We start from the raw sequence: 25029 nt of genomic DNA on the forward strand, positions 1-25029 counted from the left end.
GCTATCCGTCATGTTGTCGATTGCTGCGGCACAAGGGCTCACAATAATCGTCATCAATTCGGATAAACCGTATGTCAAAAATAACCGTTACCTGTTTTTTCGCCCATATTTTTTTATGCTGTACAGCCGAAAAAATGGTCTAAAACGTGATCAATTTAACACCTTGCTCATTGACCGTAAAGAAAGATGCGCTACATACAAGTGTAGCACCGTTCGTTACGTGTAAATTCCTTCATACGGTCGGGAGGTTTCTCGTCATTATTCACTGCCAGTGATGATGCAGCGCCTTTTCCTCTCACTCACGTTTGAGCGTAACGCTGACATCCCTTTGATAAGGATGTTAGGATGGTCAATGATTGATAATGACGGTAACAAGCATGTTAGACAATGTTTTGAGAATTGCCACACGCCAAAGCCCCCTTGCGCTCTGGCAGGCACATTATGTCAAAGACGCCTTAATGGCAAACCACCCCGGTCTGATCGTGGAACTGGTTCCGATGGTAACCCGTGGCGATGTGATCCTTGATACCCCGCTGGCGAAAGTCGGGGGGAAAGGGTTGTTTGTTAAAGAGCTGGAAGTCGCGCTGCTGGAAAAACGCGCCGATATCGCCGTGCATTCCATGAAGGATGTGCCGGTTGAATTCCCTGACGGTCTTGGACTGGTCACCATTTGCGAGCGAGAGGATCCGCGTGATGCTTTCGTCTCAAATAAGTACAACACGCTGGATGAACTCCCGGCAGGCAGTATCGTCGGGACATCCAGTTTGCGTCGCCAGTGCCAGTTGGCAAAGCGTCGCCCGGATCTCGTCATCCGTTCACTGCGCGGTAACGTAGGTACGCGTCTGAGCAAACTGGATAACGGCGATTATGACGCCATTATTCTGGCGGTCGCCGGATTAAAACGTTTAGGTCTTGAGTCGCGAGTCCGCACCGCTCTGCCGCCGGAAGTCTCCCTACCCGCTGTCGGGCAAGGCGCAGTTGGCATAGAATGTCGACTGGATGATATGCGCACTCAGGCGCTGTTAGCGCCGCTCAACCATGAAGAGACGGCGCTGCGCGTCAAAGCCGAACGCGCCATGAATACCCGCCTGGAAGGGGGATGTCAGGTCCCTATCGGCAGTTATGCAGAACTCATTAACGGTGAGATTTGGCTGCGGGCGCTGGTCGGCGCGCCTGACGGTTCGCAGATGGTATGCGGAGAACGTCGCGGCGCTGCGCAGGATGCTGAACAGATGGGCATCTCTCTGGCTGAAGAGCTGCTGGAGAACGGCGCGCGCACCATTCTGGCTGAAGTTTACAACGGAGAAGCCCCCGCATGAGTATTCTGGTCACCCGCCCGTCTCCCGCAGGGGAAGAGTTAGTGAGCCGTCTGCGCACACTGGGGCAGGTGGCCTGGAGCTTTCCGCTCATCGAGTTTTCGCCCGGTCGGGAGCTGGCAACGCTTGCTTCCCGGCTGTCGGCGCTAACGGAAAACGATCTGGTCTTCGCCCTCTCGCAGCACGCCGTCACCTTTGCAGATGCCGAGCTTCAGCAACAGGGGAAAAGCTGGCCCTCCCTTCCGCGTTATTTTGCCATTGGTCGCACAACGGCGCTGGCGCTGCATACCGTTAGCGGTTTCAATATTCACTACCCTCTGGATCGGGAAATTAGCGAAGTCTTGCTACAATTACCTGAATTACAAAATATTGCGGGAAAACGCGCGCTGATATTACGCGGCAATGGTGGCCGTGAGCTGATAGGTGAAACCCTAACAGCACGCGGAGCTGATGTCGATTTTTGTGAATGTTATCAACGCAGTGCAAAATATTACGATGGTGCAGAAGAAGCGATGCGCTGGCAATCTCGTGGTGTGACCACGGTGGTTGTCACCAGCGGAGAGATGCTACAACAGCTCTGGTCGCTCATTCCGCAGTGGTATCGTGAGCACTGGTTACTACGCTGTCGGCTGCTGGTCGTCAGTGAGCGTCTGGCGCACCTCGCCCGGGAACTGGGCTGGCAAGATATTAAGGTCGCTGATAACGCCGACAACGATGCGCTACTACGCGCATTACAATAACTCTCATAATGGGATGCCATAATGACGGAACAAGAAAAATCCTCCGCCGTGGTTGAAGAGACCAGGGAGGCCGTGGAAACCACGTCACAGCCAGTCAATACTGAAAAAAAGAGTAAGAACAGCACGGCGCTGATTCTGAGCGCTGTGGCGATTGCTATTGCGCTGGCTGCAGGCGTTGGGCTGTACGGTTGGGGGAAACAGCAGGCAACAACGCAGACAGCAACCAGCGATGCGCTGGCGAACCAGCTTACAGCGTTGCAAAAAGCGCAAGAAAGCCAAAAAGCTGAGCTGGAAGGCATTATTAAGCAGCAGGCAACGCAGTTGGATGAAGCCGCTCGCCAGCAGGCCGCGCTGGTCAAACAGCTTGACGAAGTCCAGCAAAAAGTCGCCACTATCTCCGGCAGCGATGCCGGGACATGGCTGCTGGCGCAGGCTGATTTTCTGGTGAAACTGGCCGGTCGCAAATTATGGAGCGATCAGGACGTTACTACCGCCGCGGCGCTGCTGAAAAGCGCTGACGCCAGTCTGGCGGATATGAATGACCCAAGCCTGATTACCGCCCGTCGCGCGATTACCGACGATATCGCGAGCCTCTCTGCGGTGACTCAGGTCGACTATGACGGCATTATCCTGAAAGTGAATCAGCTCTCTAACCAGATTGATAATCTGCGTCTGGCCGACAACGACACCGACGATTCGCCGATGGATTCCGACAGCAGCGAGCTTTCCAGCTCGATCAGCGAATGGCGCGTCAATCTGCAAAAAAGCTGGCAGAACTTTATGGACAGCTTTATCACCGTTCGCCGTCGTGATGAAACCGCCGTCCCACTGCTGGCACCGAACCAGGACGTTTACTTACGTGAAAATATCCGTTCTCGCCTGTTAGTGGCCGCCCAGGCCGTGCCGCGTCATCAGGAGGAAACATATCGCCAGGCGCTGGAAAACGTCTCCACCTGGGTGCGCGCCTACTACGACACCGACGATGCAGCCACCAAAGCTTTCCTTGAAGAGGTAGACCAACTGAGCCAACAAAGCATCAGCATGGACGTACCGGAAACGCTGCAGAGCCAGGCGCTTCTCGACAAGCTCATGCAGACCCGCGTACGTAATTTACTGGCACAGCCTGCCACAGCGCCGGTTGCAGCAGCTCCTGCGCCTTCAGCTGAAACTCCGGCAACTGCGCCGCAAGGAGAATAATGATGCTAAAAGTATTATTGCTCTTTGTGCTGTTGATCGCCGGGATCGTTGTCGGTCCAATGATTGCCGGTCATCAGGGCTACGTACTGATCCAGACGGATAATTACAATATCGAAACCAGCGTGACGGGTCTGGTGATCATTCTGATCGTCGCAATGGTCGTCTTGTTTGCGATTGAATGGCTGCTGCGCCGAATTTTCCGCACTGGCGCGCATACCCGCGGATGGTTTGTCGGTCGGAAGCGTCGTCGCGCCCGTAAGCAGACGGAGCAGGCGCTGCTCAAGCTGGCAGAAGGCGATTATCAGCAGGTTGAAAAGCTGATGTCGAAAAACGCCGATCATGCAGAACAGCCGGTAGTGAATTACCTGCTGGCGGCAGAAGCGGCTCAACAGCGCGGTGACGAAGCACGTGCCAACCAACACCTTGAGCGTGCTACCGAACTGGCCGGAAATGATACGATCCCGGTAGAAATCACTCGTGTTCGCCTGCAGCTGGCACGTAATGAAAATCACGCCGCACGCCACAGCGTAGATAAACTACTGGAAGTGACACCACGTCATCCGGAAGTGCTGCGTCTGGCTGAACAGGCCTACATTCGTACCGGTGCATGGAGTTCGTTACTGGATATCATTCCATCCATGGCAAAAGCGCACGTGGGTGATGACGAGCACCGCGCGATGCTGGAACAGCAGGCATGGGTTGGTCTGATGGATCAGGTTCGCGCCGATCAGGGCAGCGAGGGGCTACGTGCATGGTGGAAAAACCAGAACCGTAAAACCCGTCACCAGGTTGCCCTGCAGGTGGCAATGGCTGAACATCTGATTGAGTGTGACGATCACGATACGGCGCAGCAGGTCATCATTGATGGTCTTAAACGCCAGTATGACGACCGCCTGGTGCTGCCGATCCCGCGTCTGAAAACCAACAACCCGGAACAGATAGAAAAAGTGTTGCGCCAGCAGATTAAAGCCGTCGGCGATCGCCCATTACTGTGGAGCACGCTGGGCCAGTCGCTAATGAAGCACGGCGAATGGCAGGAAGCCACGTTCGCCTTCCGTGCCGCTCTCAAACAGCGTCCAGATGCCTATGACTACGCCTGGCTTGCTGACGCGCTGGACAGACTGCATCAGCCGGAAGAAGCCGCCACCATGCGTCGTGATGGCCTGATGTTGACGCTGCAGAACAACAATCCCCCACAGTAATTCCTTCTTGCCCGGTGACGCTTCGCTTACCGGGCCTACCGTTATTTCATATACACCAAATCATTCGAGATGCTTCGAGGCGACTTGAAGGATGAGGTGTATATGCATAAAAAAACGCCCGCTCTTTTGGAGCAGGCGTTAAACAGGTCTGTATGACAACATAAATGGGTGCTTCACTCAACGTTATGTCCATGGTGTTTGATGAGGCCAGAGCGACATCTGTCTGTGGACGATAAGCACCGTAAACGGCTCTGCATCATTCCTGAGTTTATGAGGCCAGATGGCGAACATAAGAGATGGAATGAGCATCTACCCGTATATTATTGCACAAGGCATGCCACGATTGCACTGCAAAAACAATGGAACCGGACTTTTTAAGACATCAGGAAATTCGGGGAAATAAAGGCTGAGAAGGGAAAATTAGAAAACAAAAAACCCCGCCGAAGCGGGGTTCAAAATTGGTCGGCGAGAGAGGATTCGAACCTCCGACCCACTGGTCCCAAACCAGTTGCGCTACCAAGCTGCGCTACTCGCCGTTTTACTGCTTTTTGAATTTTTAGTTCAATTCTTTAAGTCGTGGTGCGAGGGGGGGGACTCGAACCCCCACATCCTAAGGACACTAACACCTGAAGCTAGCGCGTCTACCAATTCCGCCACCTTCGCATTTCACAACTTTAAATTAATGGGGTGGCTAATGGGATTCGAACCCACGACAACTGGAATCACAATCCAGGGCTCTACCAACTGAGCTATAGCCACCACTGCAAATCTTTTACGCGGTATTAAAACCACCGCAGCTCCGGCACCATTACTAAATGGTGCGCCCGACAGGATTCGAACCTGAGACCTCTGCCTCCGGAGGGCAGCGCTCTATCCAGCTGAGCTACGGGCGCTTAGCGCCGTTGCGGGGCTGGATATTACGGAGGTCTCGGTCTGCTGTCTAGTGCTTTTTTAAAATAAATTATCGTTTGGTCATGGTTTGTGCGTTTTGTCGCTTATTCCTGCAATTTTTGGGCTGTGCCATGACGATTCAGGCCAAAAACCTTATAAATGAGCGTCACGGCCAGTAAGAAGATAATGCCAACAAACAGCGACATTCGGGTATCTTCATTAAAGTACATGCCGATTAATACGCAAATCAGGAACGCCATCGTCAAATAGTTCGCCCACGGGAACAGAATCGAGCGGAAGGGATGACTGGCGATCGCCGCTTTATGCGCCTGACGGAAACGTATCTGGCTTATCAGGATCACAAACCACGGCACCATCCCCGGCAGCACGCTGGCGCTATAGACATAAACGAACACACGCTGCGGGTTGGGAATGATGTAGTTCAGGCACGAACCAACCAGCAGGATCGCGATAGAAATAGCCACGCCGGCAACCGGCACGCCCTGGCGCGAAACTTTTCCAACGGCGGCAGGTAGCTGGCGATTCTTTGCCAGCGCGTAAAGCATACGCCCACAGCTGTACATCCCACTGTTACAGCCCGACAGCGCCGCCGTCAGGACCACAAAGTTAATAATCCCTGCCGCGGCGGTAATACCAATCTTGGCAAAGGTGAGAACAAACGGGCTACCGTTACTGCCAATCTCATTCCACGGGAAAATAGTGACGATAACAAAAATCGCACCGACGTAGAAAATCAGAATACGCCACAGCACTTTCCCTACTGCACTCCGCAGCGTGACCTGCGGATTCTTCGCTTCACCCGCAGTAATGCCGATCAGCTCCACGCCCTGGTAAGAAGCCACGACAATACACAATGCCGTCAGGAAGCCCTTCCAACCACCAGCAAAGAAGCCGCCGTGCTCAGTCAGGTTGCCAAAGCCGATCGCCTGACCGCCATTGCCAAAACCGAAGAAAATCACCCCTAATCCAATGACGATCATCACAATGATGGTGGTCACTTTAATCATGGCAAACCAGAACTCAATTTCACCATACAGGCGAACCGCGGCGAGATTTGCCAACGCAACCAGTCCGACAGCAATCAGTGCGGGTATCCATTGTGCCATTTCCGGGAACCAGAACTGGACGTACACCCCGATGGCGGTAATCTCTGATATCCCCACCGCCATCCACATAAACCAGTATGACCAGGCAGTGAGATAACCAAAGAAGGGGCTCATATATCGATGAGCGTAAACAGCAAATGAACCGGCAACCGGCTCGAGGAATAACATCTCCCCCATAGAACGCATAATGAAAAAGACGAACAGCCCGGCGACGATGTATGCCAGCAGAACCGAAGGTCCCGCCCATTTCAGGGTACTGGCGGCCCCCATAAATAGCCCGACGCCAATAGTCCCCCCAAGGGCAATTAATTCGATGTGACGAGCCTCCAGCCCACGCTGTAGCTCAGGTTTGTTCTCGGCCATAAATCCTCTTGTTGTGTTTGCATACTGTCCGGTATTACCGGTTCTCGTTATGGGTACATCTTGTTATGCCATAACAGGCCATACGGCACCGACCGCTTAACGGTTGGCGTCAAAAACACCACGGCACTGCAATGATTGTTGCGAATGGTTTCCTAAAATCGCTTAAATGGCAATTAAAGCATTCAAAAAATAAATAGATTGTGCGAGAAAGCAGCGATTATGTTGTGAATAAGTAGCGTAATTAGCAGATCACGCTACTTATCAAAGGAGGGAGGGCGTCAGAGGTTGCCGGTATAGTGCCAGCGGAGATAGCGTAATAAGCGAAGTTGACGAGTGATACGGCTTGGCTGCGACAATAAGCGATACAGCCACTCCAGCCCCAGAGTCTGCCAGATTCGCGGCGCACGCTTAACGTGACCGGTAAAGACGTCGTAGGTACCACCCACGCCCATATACAGTGCTTCAGGGTGAGTCTTCCGGCAGTCACGCATAAAGATCTCTTGTTTCGGCGAGCCCATCGCCACCGTCACAATCTGCGCACCGCTGGCGTGGATACGTTCAAACAATGCCTGACGCTGGTCCGGGGTAAAATAACCGTCCTGACTGCCTACAATATTCACGCGCCACTGGGCACGCAGTTTGGCTTCCGTTTGCGCCAGAACTTCAGGCTTGCCACCAATCAGGAAGACTGGCGTTCCTTCCTGCCCGGCTCGCGCCATAAGCGCTTCCCAAAGATCAGCCCCTGCCACGCGTGAAACCTGCGCCTGCGGGAATTTTTTGCGCACTGAGCGCACCACGCTAATCCCATCCGCATATTTGAACTCAGCAGCGTTGATCAGATCCCGCACTTCAGGGTTATCTTCTGCCGTCAGCATCTTCTCAGCGTTGATTGCCACCAGCGTTCCAGGCCTGAGATGCCCCTCGGCAAACAGGTAATTTAGCGCATGCTGCATATCGCGCCAGCCAATCAATTGTAACCCGCGCAGCGAGTAGAGTGGCGCAGTTGTGTTATCTGTCATTACGATCCTTCAATCTGTGTCCGGGGCAGCGATTTGATTCGTTTATGGATGAGTCCCGCACTATCGAATAGCCAAAACAGCAGTTTTGCCACCAGCAGACAAACGCCGAAAATCACGAGGAAAAAGACCACTCGCGAGACAAACGAATCCAGCCCTTCACGTGCCAACACGATCATATTGAAAATAGCGCCAAAACAGAAACTGTGCAGAATCGCCGCCTTGTAGCGATTGGTTTCGCGGTTGCCTAACTCATACAGCCAGTCAAACCACTTGATGATGAGTCCAACGACAATCGCGCCTAACGGGATAAACAGCGCCCCGCCCATCACCACCAGTGAACCAATTAACGTCGGCGAAATCGCCAGACCTGAGTGGTTGTTCAACACTTCCCAGGTAAAGTAGTTCGCTGAGTTGAGGACAATACTCGGCCGCCCAGGCCACAGCCAGGAGGGGATAAAGACGTAGAAGTCACGGACAATCGGCGCCAGCCCTTGAAACTCAATATTGTGGTAATTTTGCAGCAACAGCGCCAGATTCTCCCACGGCGAGAAGGTGTCGCGCGTGAGGTACAGGAAGGTATAGAACGCCTCGTCGCCGCTAACGTTCATCCCATAGCGCTTCAGCGCCAGCCAGAACATCCCGACGATACCCAGCACGCCCGCGGCGGCCAACATCCACAGCGAAATCCAGCCGCGAATGATGCCGATAAACAAGAAGATGGCAAACGCAATGATGATATTGGCGCGCGTCCCGCCAACAATCATATAGGTCAGCAAACCAAACGCGACGGTACTCACCAGGAAGAACAACCACGCTTTGCTGTCCTGACGCAGGAAATAGACCACCAACATTGCCGGAATGAAGAAGTAAAAGAAACGCTTCAGAGCGACCCCAGAGACTTCGCTGGAAAAAATTTGGCTGTAGGATTGCAGTCTGAACAGCAGGAATCCGTTGTGCATAAAGAAGACGCCCACGCTCACCAATGCAATCGCCATCAGGATAACCCAGGTCAAATGCGCTTCAACGCGATTGATGGTAAATAGCGGCCTGCGTGGCTTATCCTCGACTCGCTTGCGAAGGCGGGTTTTATACGTCACGTAGTAGACGGCATAGAAACAGGCGGCTGACAACAAGGCCTGCAGCAGGATCTCCGGCGGAGCAACTGCCACATCAAAACGGAACACCAGTATGCTGGTCAACGGGAATCCGAAGAAGAACGTCAGCAAAAACAGCAGTGAGAAGAAAACATTGAAGTTAAAACGCACGCGGCGGAATTCAAACCAGGTCAGCGTGGCGATAAACAAGGTGGAGAGCAGCCATACCACCAGCAGACCGCTAAATTGCATCAGGCTCATACAGTTTCTCCTGAAGCAATGCGCAGCGCGTTGTGCCACGGCTGCAGATAATTCGGGCTAAAGAAGGTTATTGTATTTTTATCTACCGATGCCAACTGGCGCTGCGCTTCGCGTACTACGCCTTCATTGAGCTCATCAGTGGTAAATAACACCGGGAGATTCTGTTCCACCATATCCTGCCAGAAGGGATTTTCACGGTTGAGCACGCACGGGATACCGGCCTGAATCAGTAAACACAGGGTACCGATCCCCTGCTGACGGGCAAAAATAAAGTAACCCAAATCACACTGACGTAATAATGTCAGATAGGCATCAAATTCCAGCTTTTCACTTAAAATTTGCAGATTCTCAGCGCTAAACAATGCCAGGCCGGCCTGACGAACCTCGTCGATATAAGCCGCATTATTGGCGGGGTACCCCATCGGTACAATCACATTTACCGTGTCGCCGAACTGCTGATGGACGGCGCGTAGCGCGGCAATATGCTCATTGCTGCGATCGCCAGAGTTGCCAACCAGCACCGTCATCTTGCCGCTGCGCTGACACGCGTTGCTCATATTATTGAGCGAGGGATCCATCCGCGTTGGGAAATAGAGCAACTCGCCACGCACGCGCGGATGATGTTCGGCGAAATAGCTCAAATCACCCCGCGTGGCAAATACGCAGCCCACACGGTTCTGCGCCATACGGCGAATGGGGTAAAACAGGCGAAATTTCAGTCCACTGGAGACTTCATATAAATCCGCGCCCCAGATATGCCAGTAAAACTGCTCTGGTTTAATTCCCCCGCTCAGCAGCGCTAACCACAGGCTGGTGTTGAACTGACCGTGGAAGAAAAATCGCTGTTGGCGATCCGCTTTTGCTTTCGCGATAACCGCTTCAGCCAGCGCCTTTTTCCCACCATAGAAGCTTAGCGATAACGCCGGGCAGTTCTCACTGAATCCGGCATCCTGACCTGCAACCATAAACGTGCGCGCGTGCTCGCTCGTCGCGGCCAGCGAGTCGTTGAAAAACCGCAGCACGGTTTGGTTATGGTGAGGGATATCCGATCCCAGAACGTGAATCAGTACAGTCATACCCGCCTACGCCAGAGTAAAAACACGCCACAACAAAGAGAGAAATAGACAATGTACGTTGCCATGTAAGCCTGTGCCGCGCCCAGCGCACCATGTGCAGGGATCAGCCAATGGGCAAACGCCGTCAATAACATGAACTGGCTAATTTCTGCCAAGATATAAAACCGCAGCGACGCTTTCGCGATCACCAAATAACCGAAAACATAGGCGCCGACTTTCAGCACATCACCGACCAGTTGCCAGGCGAACAGGTCGCGCATGGCGGTGAATTTAGCGGAGAAAAGCAGCCAGATAGCAAAATCGCGCAGTAGCCAGACGGTAAAGCTTGCGGCAGCAACCGCCGGCAGCACGAATTTCAACGACTTGATCACTTCGCGTGTAATGTCGCGCTTTTCAGTCAAACGCGACAACGTCGGCAGCAAGTAAACGCTGAATGAGGCGGTGATGAATTGCAGATAAGCATCGGAGATACTGCTCACCCCCTGCCAGATCCCCACATCATCCCAGCTGTACTGCGCCGCCAACAGGTTTCGCATCATCACGTATGCCACTGGCAGCGTTACGGAGGTAATCAGCGCCATCAGCGTAAACTTGCTTAACTGCCCTGCCAGACCGTTATCCCACGAGGGTTTCAGGTAATGCAGGGGGATCGCCCCACGCTTAATCAGTATTATCGCGGCAGGGATAACGACCAGCGCAGGTACCAGCGCCAGGCCCAGCAAGGCGCCTTCATACCCTCCCAGGCGATAACAGCCATAATAAGCCGCTACGCCCACCAGGCTCCCCACAATCAACGACAGCGCGTTACCCGCCGCATCGCGGAAGCCCTTCATCAGCGCCAGCAGCAGGTTCGCCCAGGCAATGCCCATCTGCACCAGCGCAACCAGTCGAACCAGCCCCTGATAATGAGTATGACCAAATAATCCCTGACTGATAGGTGCGGCCGCCAGCAAAAAAATCACCGCCATCAGCGTAGAGAATCCCAGCACCATCGCGGAAGACGTACCGACCACCTTACGGAGCCGGGCCGGATCGTCATGATGCTGCGCAACGTATTTCGTGACGCCATTGAAAATGCCGGCCCCCGCCAACACGCCAAGCACGGTGACCATCTGGCGGAAGTTACCCGCCTGCCCCACGCCTGCCGGTCCAAACGACACCGCCAGCAACTTCACAACCAGCAAACCTGCACCAATTTTTACCAGCGTACTGGCCGCCGTCCATAAGGACGCTTTTGCAAGCGACATATCAGGCGAAGTAGTTGAGTAAGGTCGTAATGACTGTTCGCTGGTTCACCGGCGACAGATTGTAGAACAGCGGTAAACGCAGCAGGCGTTCGCTCTCTTTGGTGGTGTAACGATCAACACCGGCAAACACGCCGAATTTATCGCCAGCCGGGCAATCATGCAGCGGGATATAGTGGAACACCGCCATAATTTCAGCTTCTTTCAGGAAGTTAATCAACGCCGTGCGATCGTCGATATCGCGCAGTTTGATGTAAAACATATGGGCATTCTGTACGCAACCCTCCGGTATCGAAGGCAGCTCAATACGCCCGGCACGCGCCAGCGGTTCCAGGGCATCGTAATACTTTTGCCACAGCGCCAGACGCTGCTGGTTAATACGATCAGCCGCTTCCAACTGCGCCCACAGATAAGCCGCCTGCAGATCGGACATCAAATAGCTGGAACCGATATCACGCCAGGTATACTTATCTACCTGGCCGCGGAAAAACTGACTACGGTTAGTCCCTTTTTCACGGATGATTTCTGCACGCTCGACTAATTTTTTATCATTAATCAGCGTCGCTCCACCTTCCCCGCCTGCGGTATAGTTTTTGGTCTCATGGAAGCTAAAGCAGCCGATGTGACCAATCGTACCCAGCGCACGCCCCTTGTAGGTCGACATGACGCCCTGGGCGGCATCTTCCACCACATACAGGTTATGTTTAGTGGCCAGCCCCATGATGGTATCCATTTCGCAGGCCACGCCCGCGTAATGTACCGGCACAATAGCGCGGGTTTTATCGGTGATCGCCGCTTCAATCAGCGTTTCGTCAATGTTCATGGTATCCGGGCGAATATCAACAAAGACGATTTTCGCGCCGCGCAACACGAAGGCATTGGCCGTCGAGACAAACGTGTAGCTCGGCATAATGACTTCATCGCCAGGCTGGATATCCAGCAGCAATGCCGCCATCTCAAGCGATGCGGTGCAGGAGGGCGTCAGCAGCACTTTCTCACTGCCAAAATGCTGCTCCAGCCACTGCTGACAGCGACGGGTAAAGCCACCGTCACCACACAGTTTGCCGCTATTCATCGCAGACTGCATGTAATCGAGTTCAGTTCCCACCACCGGCGGTGCATTAAATGGAATCATCGTGTCACCTGTATAACCAATACGCGGTGCTTTCCACATTCGCACCACTGTGTATATAACGTTTAAGCGCGGCGGTGTTACCCATTTGGGTCGCCACGCGCAATGTTGTTTTACCGCGGGCCTGTGCCCAACAAAGCGCGGCCTGCATCAGTTCTGCACCCGCACCACGCCCGGCCAGCAGGCCAATTCTCGCCTCGGTCGCATTCAGTTCACGCAGCGAGACATAGCCACGAATCTCACCAGTCGGTTTACGAAAAATGAGGCATTGATGATCAAACGTCCCCAGCACCGCGTTTTCAATCCACTGTGCGTAGAAACGCGCGCTGGCATCTTCGGCATACCATGGGACGCGAAAACGGCTTTGCGCAAATGCCTGTCCTGCCAGATGGCGTAATACCGGGATATCCGTAGTTTGCGCGACCTGCGCACCGGGGTCGCCGCAGGCACACGTCACCGGCAGTACAAAATCGACTTCACCTTCTACCAGTGAGAAACCCAAATGCTGAAGAGCATCCAATTCATGGCTATTTGCGGCAAGTATTTTTGCTTGTACACGCGACCAGGGCAGCAACGCATCCGCAGTTAGAACCGGTGCGCGTTGGTCAAAACGGACAATGGCGCTATTCACGCCAAAGAACGTATTTTCCCAGCTAAGCGGCTCAATACTGGCGCGGACGAGCACGGAGCAGCTCCAGCAGGTATTGACCATAACCCGTTTTGGCCAGTGAACTGGCGGCACGCTTCACGCCTTCGTCATCCAGCCAGCCGTTACGCCAGGCGATTTCTTCCAGACAGGCTATTTTAAAGCCCTGGCGTTTCTCCACCGTCTGCACAAAAGTGCTCGCTTCGATCAAACTGTCATGCGTACCGGTATCCAGCCAGGCAAAGCCACGCCCAAGCAATTCAACCGTCAGATGTCCGTCATCAAGATACATCTGGTTGATAGACGTAATCTCCAGCTCCCCACGCTCAGAAGGTTTCACGCGTTTCGCGTATTCCACCACTTTGCTGTCATAAAAATAGAGCCCTGTCACCGCCCAATTAGATTTCGGCGCTTTCGGCTTCTCTTCCAGAGAGACTGCGCGAAAATTGTCATCAAACTCAACAACACCAAAACGTTCAGGGTCCATGACCTGATAGCCAAACACCGTCGCGCCTTGCGTTCTGGCGGCTACATGACGCAGTTTTGGACTGAATCCTTGACCAAAGAAGATGTTGTCCCCTAACACCAGGCACGATGGTTCACCGTTAAGAAACGTTTCACCGATAATAAAAGCCTGCGCTAATCCATCCGGGCTCGGTTGCTCAGCATAGTGCAGTTCAATGCCGAACTCAGATCCATCGCCCAGCAAACGCTGGAAATAACCTTTATCTTCCGGAGTGGTGATAATCAGGATTTCGCGAATTCCCGCCAGCATCAGTACCGATAGCGGGTAGTAAATCATCGGCTTATCGTAAATGGGCAATAGTTGCTTCGATACGCCCCGCGTAATGGGGTACAGGCGAGTACCTGAGCCACCCGCCAGAATGATACCTTTCATGCGTTGTCTCCTCCGCAAAACCAGGCTGTTAGCCCTTCAGACCTAAACGTTCGCCCTGGTAACTGCCGTCCTGCACGGGTTTCCACCATGCCTGATTATCCAGATACCACTGCACGGTTTTGCGCATTCCACTTTCAAACGTTTCCTGCGGCATCCACCCGAGTTCACGCGCAATTTTTGAAGCGTCAATGGCGTAACGCAAATCATGGCCTGGGCGATCGTCCACAAAAGCGATCAAGTCGCGGTACTGCGCGATGCCCTGCGGTTTATGCGGAGCCAGCTCTTCCAACAGGCTGCAAACCGTTTCGACAACATCCAGGTTTTTACGCTCGTTATGGCCACCAATATTATAGGTTTCCCCAACCGCGCCCGTCGTCGCCACGCAATAAAGCGCCCTGGCGTGATCTTCTACATACAACCAGTCACGGATCTGTTGACCATTGCCATATACCGGCAACGGTTTGCCCGCCAGTGCGTTGAGGATCATCAGCGGAATCAGTTTTTCCGGGAAATGGTACGGACCATAGTTATTGGAACAGTTGGTAATCAGCGTTGGTAGACCGTAGGTACGCAGCCAGGCGCGAACCAGATGATCGCTGCTGGCTTTCGACGCGGAATAAGGGCTGCTCGGCGCATACGGCGTGGTTTCGGTGAAGAAATCATCTGTGGAATGGAGATCGCCATACACCTCGTCAGTCGAGATATGGTGGAAACGAAACGCCAATTTTTCCTCGCTGGCTAATGTACTCCAGTAAGCGCGCGCCGCTTCCAACAGCGTGTAGGTTCCCACAATGTTGGTTTCGATAAAGGCGGCGGGACCATCAATTGAACGATCGACATGGCTTTCTGCAGCCAGATGCATCACGCAGTTCGGCTGATATTGTTGAAACACCCTGTCGAGCGATGCCCGATCGCAAATATCCACTTTCTCAAAGGCAAAACGGGAATTCTGCGCAACCGGCTCCAGCGACATCAGGTTTCCGGCGTAGGTCAGCTTATCGACCACAACCACCGCATCCTCGGTATCATGAATGATGTGTCGCACAACCGCCGAGCCGATAAATCCCGCTCCACCGGTAACCAGAATTCGTTTCATTAGCGCCAGACCCCTTTGGTATCAACGATGTACTGCTGTTGAACCGCATCGCCTTTGATGGCTTTAAATTCATTATGGTCAACTAACATGACCAACACATCAGCACGTGCCAGAGCATCGTCCAGCGTCGCCAGTTGGCAAAGACCATCCAGTTTTTTCGGCAGTTGATGGATGTTCGGTTCCACCACCAGCATTTCGCCTTTGTGCCATTGCGCAATATTCTGCGCAATTCCCATCGCCGGGCTTTCACGCAAATCGTCAATATTAGGTTTGAATGCCAGACCAAAACAGGCAATTTTCACTTCGCTAGCCCGTTTGTTGGTATCCGCCAGACAGTCGGCTACGGCAGCCTTCACCCGATCGACCACCCAATGCGGTTTACCATCGTTTACCTCGCGTGCGGTGCGGATCAATTTCGCCTGCTGCGGGTTCTGCGCCACGATAAACCACGGATCGACCGCGATACAGTGTCCACCTACGCCAGGGCCGGGCTGCAAAATATTCACGCGTGGATGCCGGTTTGCCAGGCGAATCAGTTCCCAGACGTTGATCCCCTGATCGGCACAAATCAGCGACAGTTCATTGGCGAAGGCGATATTGACATCGCGAAAGCTATTTTCCGTCAGCTTACACATTTCTGCGGTGCGGGCGTTGGTTACCACACATTCGCCTTCGAGAAAGATGTTGTACAGCTCGCTGGCGCGCGCGGAACAGACGGAGGTCATTCCTCCAATCACCCGATCGTTTTTAATCAGTTCGACCATTACCTGACCCGGCAGTACGCGCTCTGGGCAATAAGCAATGTTAACGTCCGCCTGTTCACCGACCTGCTGCGGGAAAGTCAGGTCAGCCCGCATTTCTGCAAGCCATGCGGCCATCTGTTCAGTTGCCCCGACAGGTGAGGTGGATTCCAGAATCACCAACGCGCCTTTTTTCAAAACTGGCGCAATAGATTTCGCCGCGGCTTCTACGTAGACCATATCGGGTTCATGATCTCCCTTGAACGGGGTAGGCACCGCAATCAGATACGCATCAGCATCTACGGGTGTCGCGCTAGCACGTAAAAACCCATTTTCGACCGCCGTTTTCACCACCGCACCCAGATCGGGCTCAACGATGTGAATTTCACCGCGATTAATGGTATCCACCGCATGTTGATTTATATCTACGCCAATTACGTGTTTTTGACGGGAAGCAAAGGCAGCCGCCGTTGGCAGTCCGATATAACCCAGCCCAATGACAGAAATGGTCGTAAAACTCATAGCGATATCCGATTATTTTTTAATGCATCTAAAATGCGGTCACATGCCAGCCCGTCTCCATACGGATTATGGGCGCGGCTCATGATCTGATATTCATTGTCGTCATGCAGTAAACGCGTGACTTCTTCAACAATCCGCTGTGGGTCTGTACCTACCAGACGTACAGTCCCTGCGGTAATAGCTTCCGGGCGCTCCGTTGTTTCACGCATCACCAGCACAGGTTTCCCCAGAGACGGCGCTTCTTCCTGAATCCCGCCGGAATCAGTAAGGATCAGCCAGGCGTGATTCATCAGCCATACGAATGGCAGGTAGTCCTGCGGTTCAATCAACACCACGTTTTCAACGTGACCCAGGATGCGATTGACCGGCTCACTGACGTTAGGGTTCAGGTGTACCGGATAGACAATCTGCACATTTTGGTTAGACGCGGCTATTTCCGCCAGGGCATGACAGATTTGCTCAAAACCGCGACCGAAGCTTTCCCGACGATGACCGGTCACCAGGATCATCTTTTTATCAGAGCTCAGGAAAGGATAATGTTCTGCCAGTTCAGCACGCAATGCATCGCTCGCCAGTACGCGATCCCGAACCCAGATCAACGCGTCAATAACCGTATTACCCGTGACGAAAATACGATCATCAGGGATAGCTTCTCGTAACAGATTTTGGCGCGAGTTTTCTGTTGGGGCAAAATGATACATTGCCAGACGCCCGGTCAGCGTACGATTAGCCTCTTCCGGCCATGGTGAATAGAGATCGCCTGTACGTAAACCCGCCTCTACATGCCCCACCGGGATGCGCTGATAGAACGCGGCCAGACTGGTAGCAATCGTGGTTGTGGTATCACCATGAACCAACACCACATCAGGTTTGAATTCAGCCAAAATAGGCTTTAACCCTTCCAGGATGCGGCAGGTTATTTCTGTTAGTCCCTGACCTGGCTGCATAATATTGAGATCGTAGTCAGGTACAATGGAAAAAAGATTCAACACCTGATCGAGCATCTCCCGATGCTGCGCCGTAACGCAAACTTTCGCCTCAAAATCAGGATCTTTTTCCAGCGCATGAACCAGAGGAGCCATCTTAATGGCCTCCGGTCGCGTACCAAATACAGTCAGTACTTTCACATCGATTCTCTTCGGATTGGCAGTGAGAGCCCAGCCCCTCACTGCAACGGCATTGCTAAATCGTACGGCGACGGGTTAACGCGACACCAGCACCGATCAGAGCCCCAACGATACCCCACATAATCATCAGGAAGGCGCGACGAGGGCTGTCACGTTTTACCGGCTCTTCCGGCGTTCTCAAATAACGATAGGTCTGAAAACGCGGATCTAAAGTTGGTCCAACGTTCAGGGTGTTCAGCATTGCCCTGTTCTGGAAATAGTCCAGATCGAAATCCGGACCAATTGACTGCAGATTCTCGAGTCGCGCCTGCAACATTGGACGTCCGAGTAAGAACAATTCTGAATCCGGCAATTCATCAGCTGGAACATCTGTGGAAGTACGCGAAATATTATGCTGCTCAGCAATTTTAAGCGCTTGTTCAATGCTGTGGACGCGGCGAGAGAAAATGGATTTTGCCACTTCTTCCTGACGTTTGACCTGCGCTTTCATCTGCACAGTGCGTGCGGCCCATGCGCCTTTTAACTCATCATTCAGATGACGTGCCGCGCGTTGGCTGGCAAACGCGACGTACTGGCGCAGCAAATTGTTGGCATCAGGAGCCGTCTCGGCAATCAGCTTCACGCTGTCATTGGTATTACGCAGCGTATCGCCAGGCAAAAACTGAATGTTATTGATCAGTTCATCCAGCATCGCCGCATCGGCTTTACTATTACCGACCATACGCTGCTTAAAGTAATCAGTCTGCTGCCAGAATTCTCGGCGTGTATCCCAGGAGGCAAGCTGCATAATGAATTCTTTATAGGCCTCATCCATTACTGACGGTTGGTCCGTGGACGCGAGACTGGCCTTAATATCCAGGTTGCGTAAAAACTGTTGTTGAGAGTAAAAGCCACCCAACATATTGACCGTTGGCCTGTCAGTAATCGCCGTGGCGCTCCACTCCTGACGCGCAAAAAACGTATAGGCGAGGGCCGCTATCGCGAAGGCGAGAGCCATACCGACAATCCACACCTTCCCTGACCACAAGGTACGAAACAACCCACGGATATCCAGTTCATTTTCAGCGCTCACGGCATCTTCCCCCGGTAATGGTTGTCTCATCGCATCCTCAATTTATTTGGTTAAGTCTGGTTTACTTTCACGGTTTCTACGCAGCTTACGCTTCCAACGTTTGATAAATCTCGCTACCTTCCAGGCTCGTTTAATACAGATGTCGTACAAGACAAACGCCAGTAAAAAGAGCACTAACATCACCCACTCCGGGACAATGCGAGAATATTCAGCCAGCACGCCAATAGATGCCAGAATAGCTGCAGCCAGGGTAATCAGGACAAAAGCCTGTCGGGAGGTAAACCCGGCGCGCATGATTAAATGGTGAATATGTTGGCGATCCGGAGAGAAAGGGCTCATGCCCTTGCGTAAGCGACGATACATAATTGCCACCATATCCATTAACGGAATGGCAATAATCCACAAAGCGGTGACCGGGCTGATAGGATGCGTTGGCCCCTGGGTAGTCTCCAGCAGGATCCAAATCACCGTGAAGCCAATCAGCGTACTGCCCGCATCCCCCATAAAAACTTTATAGCGGCGTCCGAGAATACCCAGGTTCAGCAGGATGTAAGGCAGAATGGCGGCGATCATAGCAAAACACCAGATGGCCAGGCTTGTTTGACCATCGAACCACAGGATAAGCCCCATAGCGGCGAATGACACGCTAGATAATCCACCCAACAGACCATCAATCCCATCCACCATATTGAAGGCGTTTATTGCCGCCCAGACGGCAAACAGGGTAAGGAAATATCCAAAAGGACCGAGCATCATCTCCCAGGGGCCGAAAATATATCCAAGGCTTAGCAGATAGAGTTTACCCACCGTCATCATAATGATGCCGATAAGGGCCTGGATGGTTGCGCGGATTTTTACACTGATATCAAAACGATCGTCCAGGGCACCGATAAACACCAGTACACCAGCACAACCCAGGTAGAGAGTAGCATGTGGGATATAATAATCGGCGATAAGAAACGTAAAGCAAATGCCTGCGTAAACTGAAATCCCCCCAACCAGCGGAATCAGTCCCTGATGACGTTTGCGGAAGTTGGGTTTATCCACCAATCCAATCTTTTTCGCGACCTTGCGGGCAAAGAAAAGAAACAGCGTTGTGAATAAAAAAATACTGATGAGATCAGTACTTGCTGTCAATAAATTCACTATACATGCTCTCAGAGAAAATCAATATACGAAGTATAACCATCCCGCCAATTATTCAGAAGAGAAACCCGACTCAATATCAGCTCCATATCAGGTAGTTCTGTATGATTAGCAACCACAAAATACGAATTTCAACCCTTCTTCGCCATGCGGTATGTCATACCGTATTATCGTTATTGTGTCGTTAAGATTACAGCCACAAAAGCAAAACGCCACGTAAAAACGTGGCGTTTTCGGATGAGACCTGAATTACGAACGTTTCATCATGTCGAAGAAGTCGTCATTAGTCTTGGTCATCGCCAGCTTGTTAATGAGGAATTCCATGGCATCAATTTCACCCATCGGATGGATGATTTTGCGCAGGATCCACATTTTCTGCAGCTCTTCCTGGGTGGTGAGCAGCTCTTCTTTACGGGTACCGGAACGGTTGTAGTCGATAGCCGGGAAGACGCGTTTTTCAGCAATCTTACGAGAGAGATGCAGTTCCATGTTGCCGGTACCTTTAAACTCTTCGTAGATAACTTCATCCATTTTAGAGCCGGTATCGATCAGCGCAGTCGCGATGATGGTCAGGCTACCGCCCTCTTCCACGTTACGCGCCGCACCGAAGAAACGCTTCGGACGATGCAAGGCGTTGGCATCAACACCACCGGTCAAAACTTTACCGGAAGCCGGAACCACGGTGTTGTAAGCACGCGCCAGACGGGTGATGGAATCGAGCAGAATGATAACGTCTTTCTTGTGTTCAACCAGACGTTTCGCCTTCTCGATAACCATTTCCGCAACCTGAACGTGGCGGGAGGCTGGTTCGTCAAAGGTAGACGCAACCACTTCACCTTTCACCAGACGCTGCATCTCGGTAACTTCTTCCGGACGTTCGTCAATCAGCAGCACCATCAGCACGCAGTCCGGATGGTTGTAAGCAATGCTCTGCGCGATGTTCTGCAGCAGCATGGTTTTACCTGCTTTCGGCGGAGCAACAATCAGACCACGTTGGCCACGACCGATCGGTGATGCCAGATCCAGTACACGCGCCGTTAAGTCTTCAGTAGAACCGTTACCACGTTCCATACGCAGACGAGAGTTTGCGTGCAGCGGTGTTAAGTTCTCAAAGAGGATTTTGTTACGGGCGTTTTCTGGTTTGTCGTAGTTAACTTCGTTAACTTTCAACAGCGCAAAGTAGCGTTCACCTTCTTTCGGCGGGCGAATCTTACCAGAGATGGTATCACCAGTGCGGAGGTTGAAACGGCGGATTTGGCTGGGAGAAACGTAGATGTCATCAGGACCGGCGAGGTAGGAGCTGTCTGCAGAGCGGAGGAAACCAAATCCATCCTGCAATATCTCCAGCACACCGTCACCAAAGATATCTTCGCCACTCTTTGCGTGCTGCTTCAGGATGGCAAAAATAATGTCCTGCTTGCGCATACGAGCCAGGTTTTCAAGGCCCATATTTTCGCCGAGAGTGATCAGCTCAGAAACCGGCGTATTCTTTAATTCGGTAAGATTCATAATGGTGTGAGTTCTTAAACTTGGGGTAAATCTCGAACTTAATGTTGTGAATGGTATGGCAGGGTCATCCATGCCTGTTTACGGCCATCAACTCATGTCTGTTCGCTGTCTGGTCACAGGAAAGTACGCAGAACTGAAACGACAAGACGGATTGAGTGACAAGCCAGGAATCTGTCCACTTCTCGCGCGAGAAACAACGGGAAGTATTGGATATAACTAGATTCAAACTTAATAAGGTATGTTTAATACGAAGTCAACACTAACTTAGCACGACTCAAGTCGGGCGTCCAGTCATCCGAATCATTTCGAAGTATGGTCGCCCGATCATGAGACTTCCTTACGCTAAATTAGCGTCGAGGAATTCTTTCAACTGACCTTTGGATAGTGCGCCGACTTTAGTCGCCGCAACTTCGCCGTTTTTAAACAGCAGCAGGGTCGGGATGCCACGGATACCATACTTCGGCGCGGTGCCTGGGTTTTGGTCAATGTTCAGTTTAGCAACCGTCAATTTGCCCTGATATTCGTCAGCGATTTCATCCAGAATTGGAGCGATCATTTTGCACGGACCGCACCACTCTGCCCAGAAATCAACGAGGATAGCTCCGTCCGCTTTGAGTACATCCGTGTCAAAACTGTCGTCAGTCAGGTGAATAATTTTATCGCTCATATTAACTCCACAGGAATAAGCCTGGTGCGTTGGTGTACTCTTAATCAACGACGTGTTGATGTAGCATTAACCAACTAAAGGTTGACTTTATTTCACCGGATACGCTTTCGTAAAGCAATAGTAAGCTGATATTCTACCACACTATGAGCAAAACACATTTAACAGAACAGAAGTTTTCCGACTTCGCCCTGCACCCAAAGGTGATAGAAGCCCTTGAAAATAAAGGCTTTCATAACTGCACGCCCATTCAGGCCCTCGCGCTGCCGCTAACGCTGGCAGGTCGTGATGTTGCAGGGCAGGCGCAAACCGGTACCGGAAAAACGATGGCGTTCCTGACGTCAACGTTTCATTATCTTCTCTCTCATCCCGCGATTGCCGATCGCAAGGTGAACCAACCGCGTGCGTTAATTATGGCGCCAACGCGTGAGTTAGCCGTGCAGATCCACGCTGACGCCGAGCCGCTGGCACAGACCACCGGTTTGAAATTAGGCCTGGCTTATGGCGGCGACGGTTACGACAAACAGCTGAAAGTGCTGGAAAGCGGCGTCGATATTCTTATCGGCACGACCGGTCGTCTCATCGACTATGCAAAACAGAACCACATTAACCTGGGCGCGATTCAGGTCGTGGTGCTGGATGAAGCCGATCGTATGTACGATCTGGGCTTTATCAAAGATATCCGTTGGCTGTTCCGTCGTATGCCGCCAACCACCCAACGCCTGAACATGCTGTTTTCTGCAACCCTCTCTTACCGCGTTCGCGAACTGGCGTTCGAACAGATGAATAACGCCGAGTACGTTGAAGTCGAACCGGAACAGAAGACAGGTCACCGTATTAAAGAAGAGCTCTTCTATCCTTCCAACGAAGAGAAAATGCGTTTACTGCAAACGCTGATTGAAGAAGAGTGGCCAGATCGCGCCATCGTCTTTGCTAACACCAAGCATCGTTGTGAAGATATCTGGGGTAGCCTTGCCGCTGACGGTCATCGCGTCGGTCTGTTGACCGGTGACGTGGCGCAGAAAAAACGTCTGCGTATCCTTGATGAGTTCACCCGTGGCGATCTCGACATTCTCGTTGCGACGGATGTCGCCGCGCGTGGTCTGCATATCCCAGCCGTAACGCACGTATTTAACTATGACCTGCCGGATGACTGTGAAGATTACGTTCACCGTATCGGTCGTACCGGTCGCGCCGGTGCAAGTGGTCACTCTATCAGCCTGGCCTGTGAAGAATACGCGCTGAATTTACCAGCAATCGAGACCTATATCGGTCACTCGATCCCGGTCAGCAAGTACAACCCGGATGCGCTGATGACCGATCTGCCGAAGCCGTTACGCTTAACGCGTCCGCGCACAGGCAATGGCCCACGCCGTACCGGTGGTGCTCCGCGTAATCGTCGTCGTTCAGGTTAACGTTAGATATGCTCACAACCACTTCGCTGTACGCCGCAATTGATTTAGGCTCGAATAGTTTTCATATGCTGGTTGTACGCGAGGTGGCGGGAAGCATTCAGACGCTCACGCGTATTAAACGCAAGGTGCGTCTGGCCGCTGGCCTCAACAGCGACAACGTTCTTTCCGCTGAAGCTATGGAGCGCGGCTGGCAATGCCTGCGCCTGTTTGCTGAACGCCTGCAGGATATCCCTCAGCCGCAAATCCGCGTGGTCGCCACGGCAACATTACGCATCGCGGTAAACGCCGATGAGTTTATCGCCAAAGCGCAAGAGATCCTCGGCTGTCCTGTCCAGGTCATCAGCGGCGAAGAAGAAGCGCGGCTGATTTATCAAGGTGTTGCCCACACCACCGGCGGCGCCGATCAGCGTCTGGTCGTTGATATTGGTGGTGCCAGCACTGAACTGGTTACCGGCTCCGGCGCGCAAACCACCTCTCTGTTCAGCCTGTCAATGGGCTGCGTCACCTGGCTCGAAAGGTATTTCACCAATCGTAATCTGGCACAGGAAAACTTTGACGAAGCAGAGAAAGCGGCTCGCGAAGTTCTGCGCCCAGTCGCCGACAAACTGCGTTTTCATGGCTGGAAAGTTTGCGTTGGTGCCTCTGGCACCGTCCAGGCGTTACAGGAAATCATGATGGCGCAAGGCATGGATGAGCGCATTACGTTGGCCAAGCTTCAGCAGCTTAAACAGCGCGCCATTCATTGTGGTCGTCTGGAAGAGCTGGAAATAGAAGGGTTAACGCTGGAACGCGCACTGGTTTTTCCCAGCGGACTGGCCATTCTAATCGCCATTTTCACCGAACTGAATATTCAATGCATGACTCTGGCCGGCGGCGCACTACGCGAAGGTCTGGTCTACGGCATGCTGCACTTGCCAGTTGATCAGGACATTCGCAGCCGTACGCTGCGTAATATTCAGCGTCGATTTATGGTCGACACCGATCAGGCGAATCGCGTCACGCAATTGGCTGTACATTTACTCGAACAGGTGAAAGATGAGTGGCATCTTGAAGCCATTAGTCGTGAACTGCTGCAAAGTGCCTGTCAGTTGCATGAAATAGGACTGAGCGTAGAGTATAAGCAGGCGCCGCTGCATGCCGCCTGGCTGGTACATAATCTCGATCTCCCGGGCTTTACTCCCGCGCAGAAAAAACTGTTAGCCACGCTGTTGCTCAACCAAACTAATCCGGTCGATCTCTCTTCACTCCACCAGCAAAACGCTGTGCCACCACGCATCGCAGAGCACCTTTGCCGTTTGCTACGCCTGGCGATCATTTTCGCCGCTCGCCGTCGCGACGATTTAGTGCCACATATCACCCTGCAAGCTCAGGATGAGAATCTGACGTTAACGCTACCGGAAGGCTGGCTGGAACATCATCCATTAGGTACAGAGTTAATCGATCAGGAAATACAGTGGCAAAGCTATGTCCACTGGCCGCTGGAAGTGCATTAGATGCTGGCTGCCGGATAGCGCTTACGCTTATCCGGCCTA

The 25029-nt window shown here is 52.5% G+C and carries 22 protein-coding genes and 4 tRNA genes; 6 read left to right on the top strand and 20 right to left on the bottom strand.

What is annotated here, in order from left to right; translation table 11 throughout:
- The first annotated feature begins 377 nt into the window (after nucleotides 1-377).
- From hemC to hemY, 4 genes are read left to right on the top strand one after another with little or no spacing between them, the layout of a single operon-like run.
- Entirely contained in the window at nucleotides 378-1319 is a 942-nt protein-coding gene (gene hemC / locus HV334_RS24520) for a hydroxymethylbilane synthase (protein ID WP_141876191.1), read from the top strand.
- Nucleotides 1316-2056, top strand: coding sequence for a uroporphyrinogen-III synthase (gene hemD, locus HV334_RS24525; protein WP_016155122.1), 741 nt, complete (start codon nucleotides 1316-1318; stop codon nucleotides 2054-2056). Before hemC ends, hemD begins: the two co-directional genes overlap by 4 nt.
- A gap of 21 nt (nucleotides 2057-2077) precedes the next feature.
- Nucleotides 2078-3253 carry a uroporphyrinogen-III C-methyltransferase gene (gene hemX / locus HV334_RS24530; protein WP_019078439.1) on the top strand — a complete coding sequence of 392 codons (1176 nt, stop codon included), beginning with the start codon at nucleotides 2078-2080 and terminating at the stop codon, nucleotides 3251-3253.
- A gap of 2 nt (nucleotides 3254-3255) precedes the next feature.
- Nucleotides 3256-4455: a protoheme IX biogenesis protein HemY gene (hemY, locus tag HV334_RS24535; RefSeq protein WP_047499566.1), complete on the top strand. Its 1200-nt coding sequence runs from the start codon at nucleotides 3256-3258 to the stop codon at nucleotides 4453-4455.
- A gap of 459 nt (nucleotides 4456-4914) precedes the next feature.
- On the opposite strand, the gene HV334_RS24540 is transcribed toward hemY, so the two are convergent.
- The 20 genes from HV334_RS24540 to trxA form a co-directional block, all read right to left on the bottom strand.
- A tRNA-Pro gene (locus tag HV334_RS24540) sits at nucleotides 4915-4991 on the bottom strand.
- 41 nt (nucleotides 4992-5032) lie between these two features.
- A tRNA-Leu gene (locus HV334_RS24545) sits at nucleotides 5033-5118 on the bottom strand.
- Between the two features lie 20 nt (nucleotides 5119-5138).
- Nucleotides 5139-5214: transfer RNA gene (locus HV334_RS24550), tRNA-His, on the bottom strand.
- A gap of 57 nt (nucleotides 5215-5271) precedes the next feature.
- Nucleotides 5272-5348: transfer RNA gene (locus HV334_RS24555), tRNA-Arg, on the bottom strand.
- Between the two features lie 102 nt (nucleotides 5349-5450).
- Nucleotides 5451-6836 carry an amino acid permease gene (locus HV334_RS24560; protein WP_016155119.1) on the bottom strand — a complete coding sequence of 462 codons (1386 nt, stop codon included), beginning with the start codon at nucleotides 6834-6836 and terminating at the stop codon, nucleotides 5451-5453.
- 278 nt (nucleotides 6837-7114) lie between these two features.
- A complete protein-coding gene (wecG, locus tag HV334_RS24565; protein ID WP_181221001.1) occupies nucleotides 7115-7855 on the bottom strand; it encodes a lipopolysaccharide N-acetylmannosaminouronosyltransferase in 741 nt (246 codons plus the stop codon).
- On the bottom strand, nucleotides 7855-9210 hold the full coding sequence (wzyE, locus tag HV334_RS24570) for an ECA oligosaccharide polymerase (protein WP_016155117.1): 1356 nt from the start codon (nucleotides 9208-9210) through the stop codon (nucleotides 7855-7857). The genes wecG and wzyE overlap by 1 nt, the downstream gene beginning before the upstream one ends.
- Entirely contained in the window at nucleotides 9207-10286 is a 1080-nt protein-coding gene (locus HV334_RS24575) for a TDP-N-acetylfucosamine:lipid II N-acetylfucosaminyltransferase (RefSeq protein WP_181221002.1), read from the bottom strand. Before HV334_RS24575 ends, wzyE begins: the two co-directional genes overlap by 4 nt.
- On the bottom strand, nucleotides 10283-11533 hold the full coding sequence (gene wzxE / locus HV334_RS24580) for a lipid III flippase WzxE (protein WP_075849020.1): 1251 nt from the start codon (nucleotides 11531-11533) through the stop codon (nucleotides 10283-10285). Before wzxE ends, HV334_RS24575 begins: the two co-directional genes overlap by 4 nt.
- A 1-nt stretch (nucleotide 11534) precedes the next feature.
- A complete protein-coding gene (gene rffA, locus HV334_RS24585) occupies nucleotides 11535-12665 on the bottom strand; it encodes a dTDP-4-amino-4,6-dideoxygalactose transaminase (protein ID WP_016155114.1) in 1131 nt (376 codons plus the stop codon).
- 4 nt (nucleotides 12666-12669) lie between these two features.
- Entirely contained in the window at nucleotides 12670-13347 is a 678-nt protein-coding gene (gene rffC, locus HV334_RS24590) for a dTDP-4-amino-4,6-dideoxy-D-galactose acyltransferase (RefSeq protein ID WP_181221003.1), read from the bottom strand.
- Complete coding sequence (rfbA, locus tag HV334_RS24595; protein ID WP_016155112.1) at nucleotides 13325-14206, bottom strand: glucose-1-phosphate thymidylyltransferase RfbA; 882 nt, start codon at nucleotides 14204-14206, stop codon at nucleotides 13325-13327. Before rfbA ends, rffC begins: the two co-directional genes overlap by 23 nt.
- A 28-nt stretch (nucleotides 14207-14234) precedes the next feature.
- Entirely contained in the window at nucleotides 14235-15302 is a 1068-nt protein-coding gene (gene rffG / locus HV334_RS24600; RefSeq protein WP_153689860.1) for a dTDP-glucose 4,6-dehydratase, read from the bottom strand.
- Complete coding sequence (gene wecC, locus HV334_RS24605) at nucleotides 15302-16564, bottom strand: UDP-N-acetyl-D-mannosamine dehydrogenase (RefSeq protein WP_181221004.1); 1263 nt, start codon at nucleotides 16562-16564, stop codon at nucleotides 15302-15304. The genes rffG and wecC overlap by 1 nt, the downstream gene beginning before the upstream one ends.
- A complete protein-coding gene (wecB, locus tag HV334_RS24610) occupies nucleotides 16561-17691 on the bottom strand; it encodes a UDP-N-acetylglucosamine 2-epimerase (non-hydrolyzing) (RefSeq protein WP_047499573.1) in 1131 nt (376 codons plus the stop codon). Before wecB ends, wecC begins: the two co-directional genes overlap by 4 nt.
- A 55-nt stretch (nucleotides 17692-17746) precedes the next feature.
- Complete coding sequence (wzzE, locus tag HV334_RS24615) at nucleotides 17747-18793, bottom strand: ECA polysaccharide chain length modulation protein (protein WP_047358758.1); 1047 nt, start codon at nucleotides 18791-18793, stop codon at nucleotides 17747-17749.
- Nucleotides 18794-18805: 12 nt separating this feature from the next.
- Nucleotides 18806-19909: a UDP-N-acetylglucosamine--undecaprenyl-phosphate N-acetylglucosaminephosphotransferase gene (wecA, locus tag HV334_RS24620; RefSeq protein ID WP_049282714.1), complete on the bottom strand. Its 1104-nt coding sequence runs from the start codon at nucleotides 19907-19909 to the stop codon at nucleotides 18806-18808.
- Nucleotides 19910-20158: 249 nt separating this feature from the next.
- Nucleotides 20159-21418: a transcription termination factor Rho gene (gene rho / locus HV334_RS24625; protein WP_002437993.1), complete on the bottom strand. Its 1260-nt coding sequence runs from the start codon at nucleotides 21416-21418 to the stop codon at nucleotides 20159-20161.
- A gap of 87 nt (nucleotides 21419-21505) precedes the next feature.
- Nucleotides 21506-21625, bottom strand: a complete 120-nt coding sequence (locus tag HV334_RS24630; RefSeq protein ID WP_049259789.1) for a rho operon leader peptide — start codon at nucleotides 21623-21625, stop codon at nucleotides 21506-21508.
- Nucleotides 21626-21755: 130 nt separating this feature from the next.
- The gene (gene trxA / locus HV334_RS24635) at nucleotides 21756-22085 is read right to left on the bottom strand and encodes a thioredoxin TrxA (protein WP_001280776.1); all 330 of its coding nucleotides are present in this window, start codon (nucleotides 22083-22085) and stop codon (nucleotides 21756-21758) included.
- 143 nt (nucleotides 22086-22228) lie between these two features.
- Between trxA and rhlB the strand changes: the two genes are divergently transcribed.
- The gene (gene rhlB / locus HV334_RS24640) at nucleotides 22229-23497 is read left to right on the top strand and encodes an ATP-dependent RNA helicase RhlB (protein ID WP_003829013.1); all 1269 of its coding nucleotides are present in this window, start codon (nucleotides 22229-22231) and stop codon (nucleotides 23495-23497) included.
- Nucleotides 23498-23505: 8 nt separating this feature from the next.
- Nucleotides 23506-24990 (top strand): guanosine-5'-triphosphate,3'-diphosphate diphosphatase, encoded by a 1485-nt coding sequence (gene gppA / locus HV334_RS24645; RefSeq protein ID WP_181221005.1) that lies wholly within the window; start codon nucleotides 23506-23508, stop codon nucleotides 24988-24990.
- Nucleotides 24991-25029: the final 39 nt, after the last annotated feature.

This window comes from Citrobacter sp. RHBSTW-00944, assembly GCF_013615435.1.
Classification (GTDB): Bacteria; Pseudomonadota; Gammaproteobacteria; order Enterobacterales; family Enterobacteriaceae; genus Citrobacter; species Citrobacter braakii.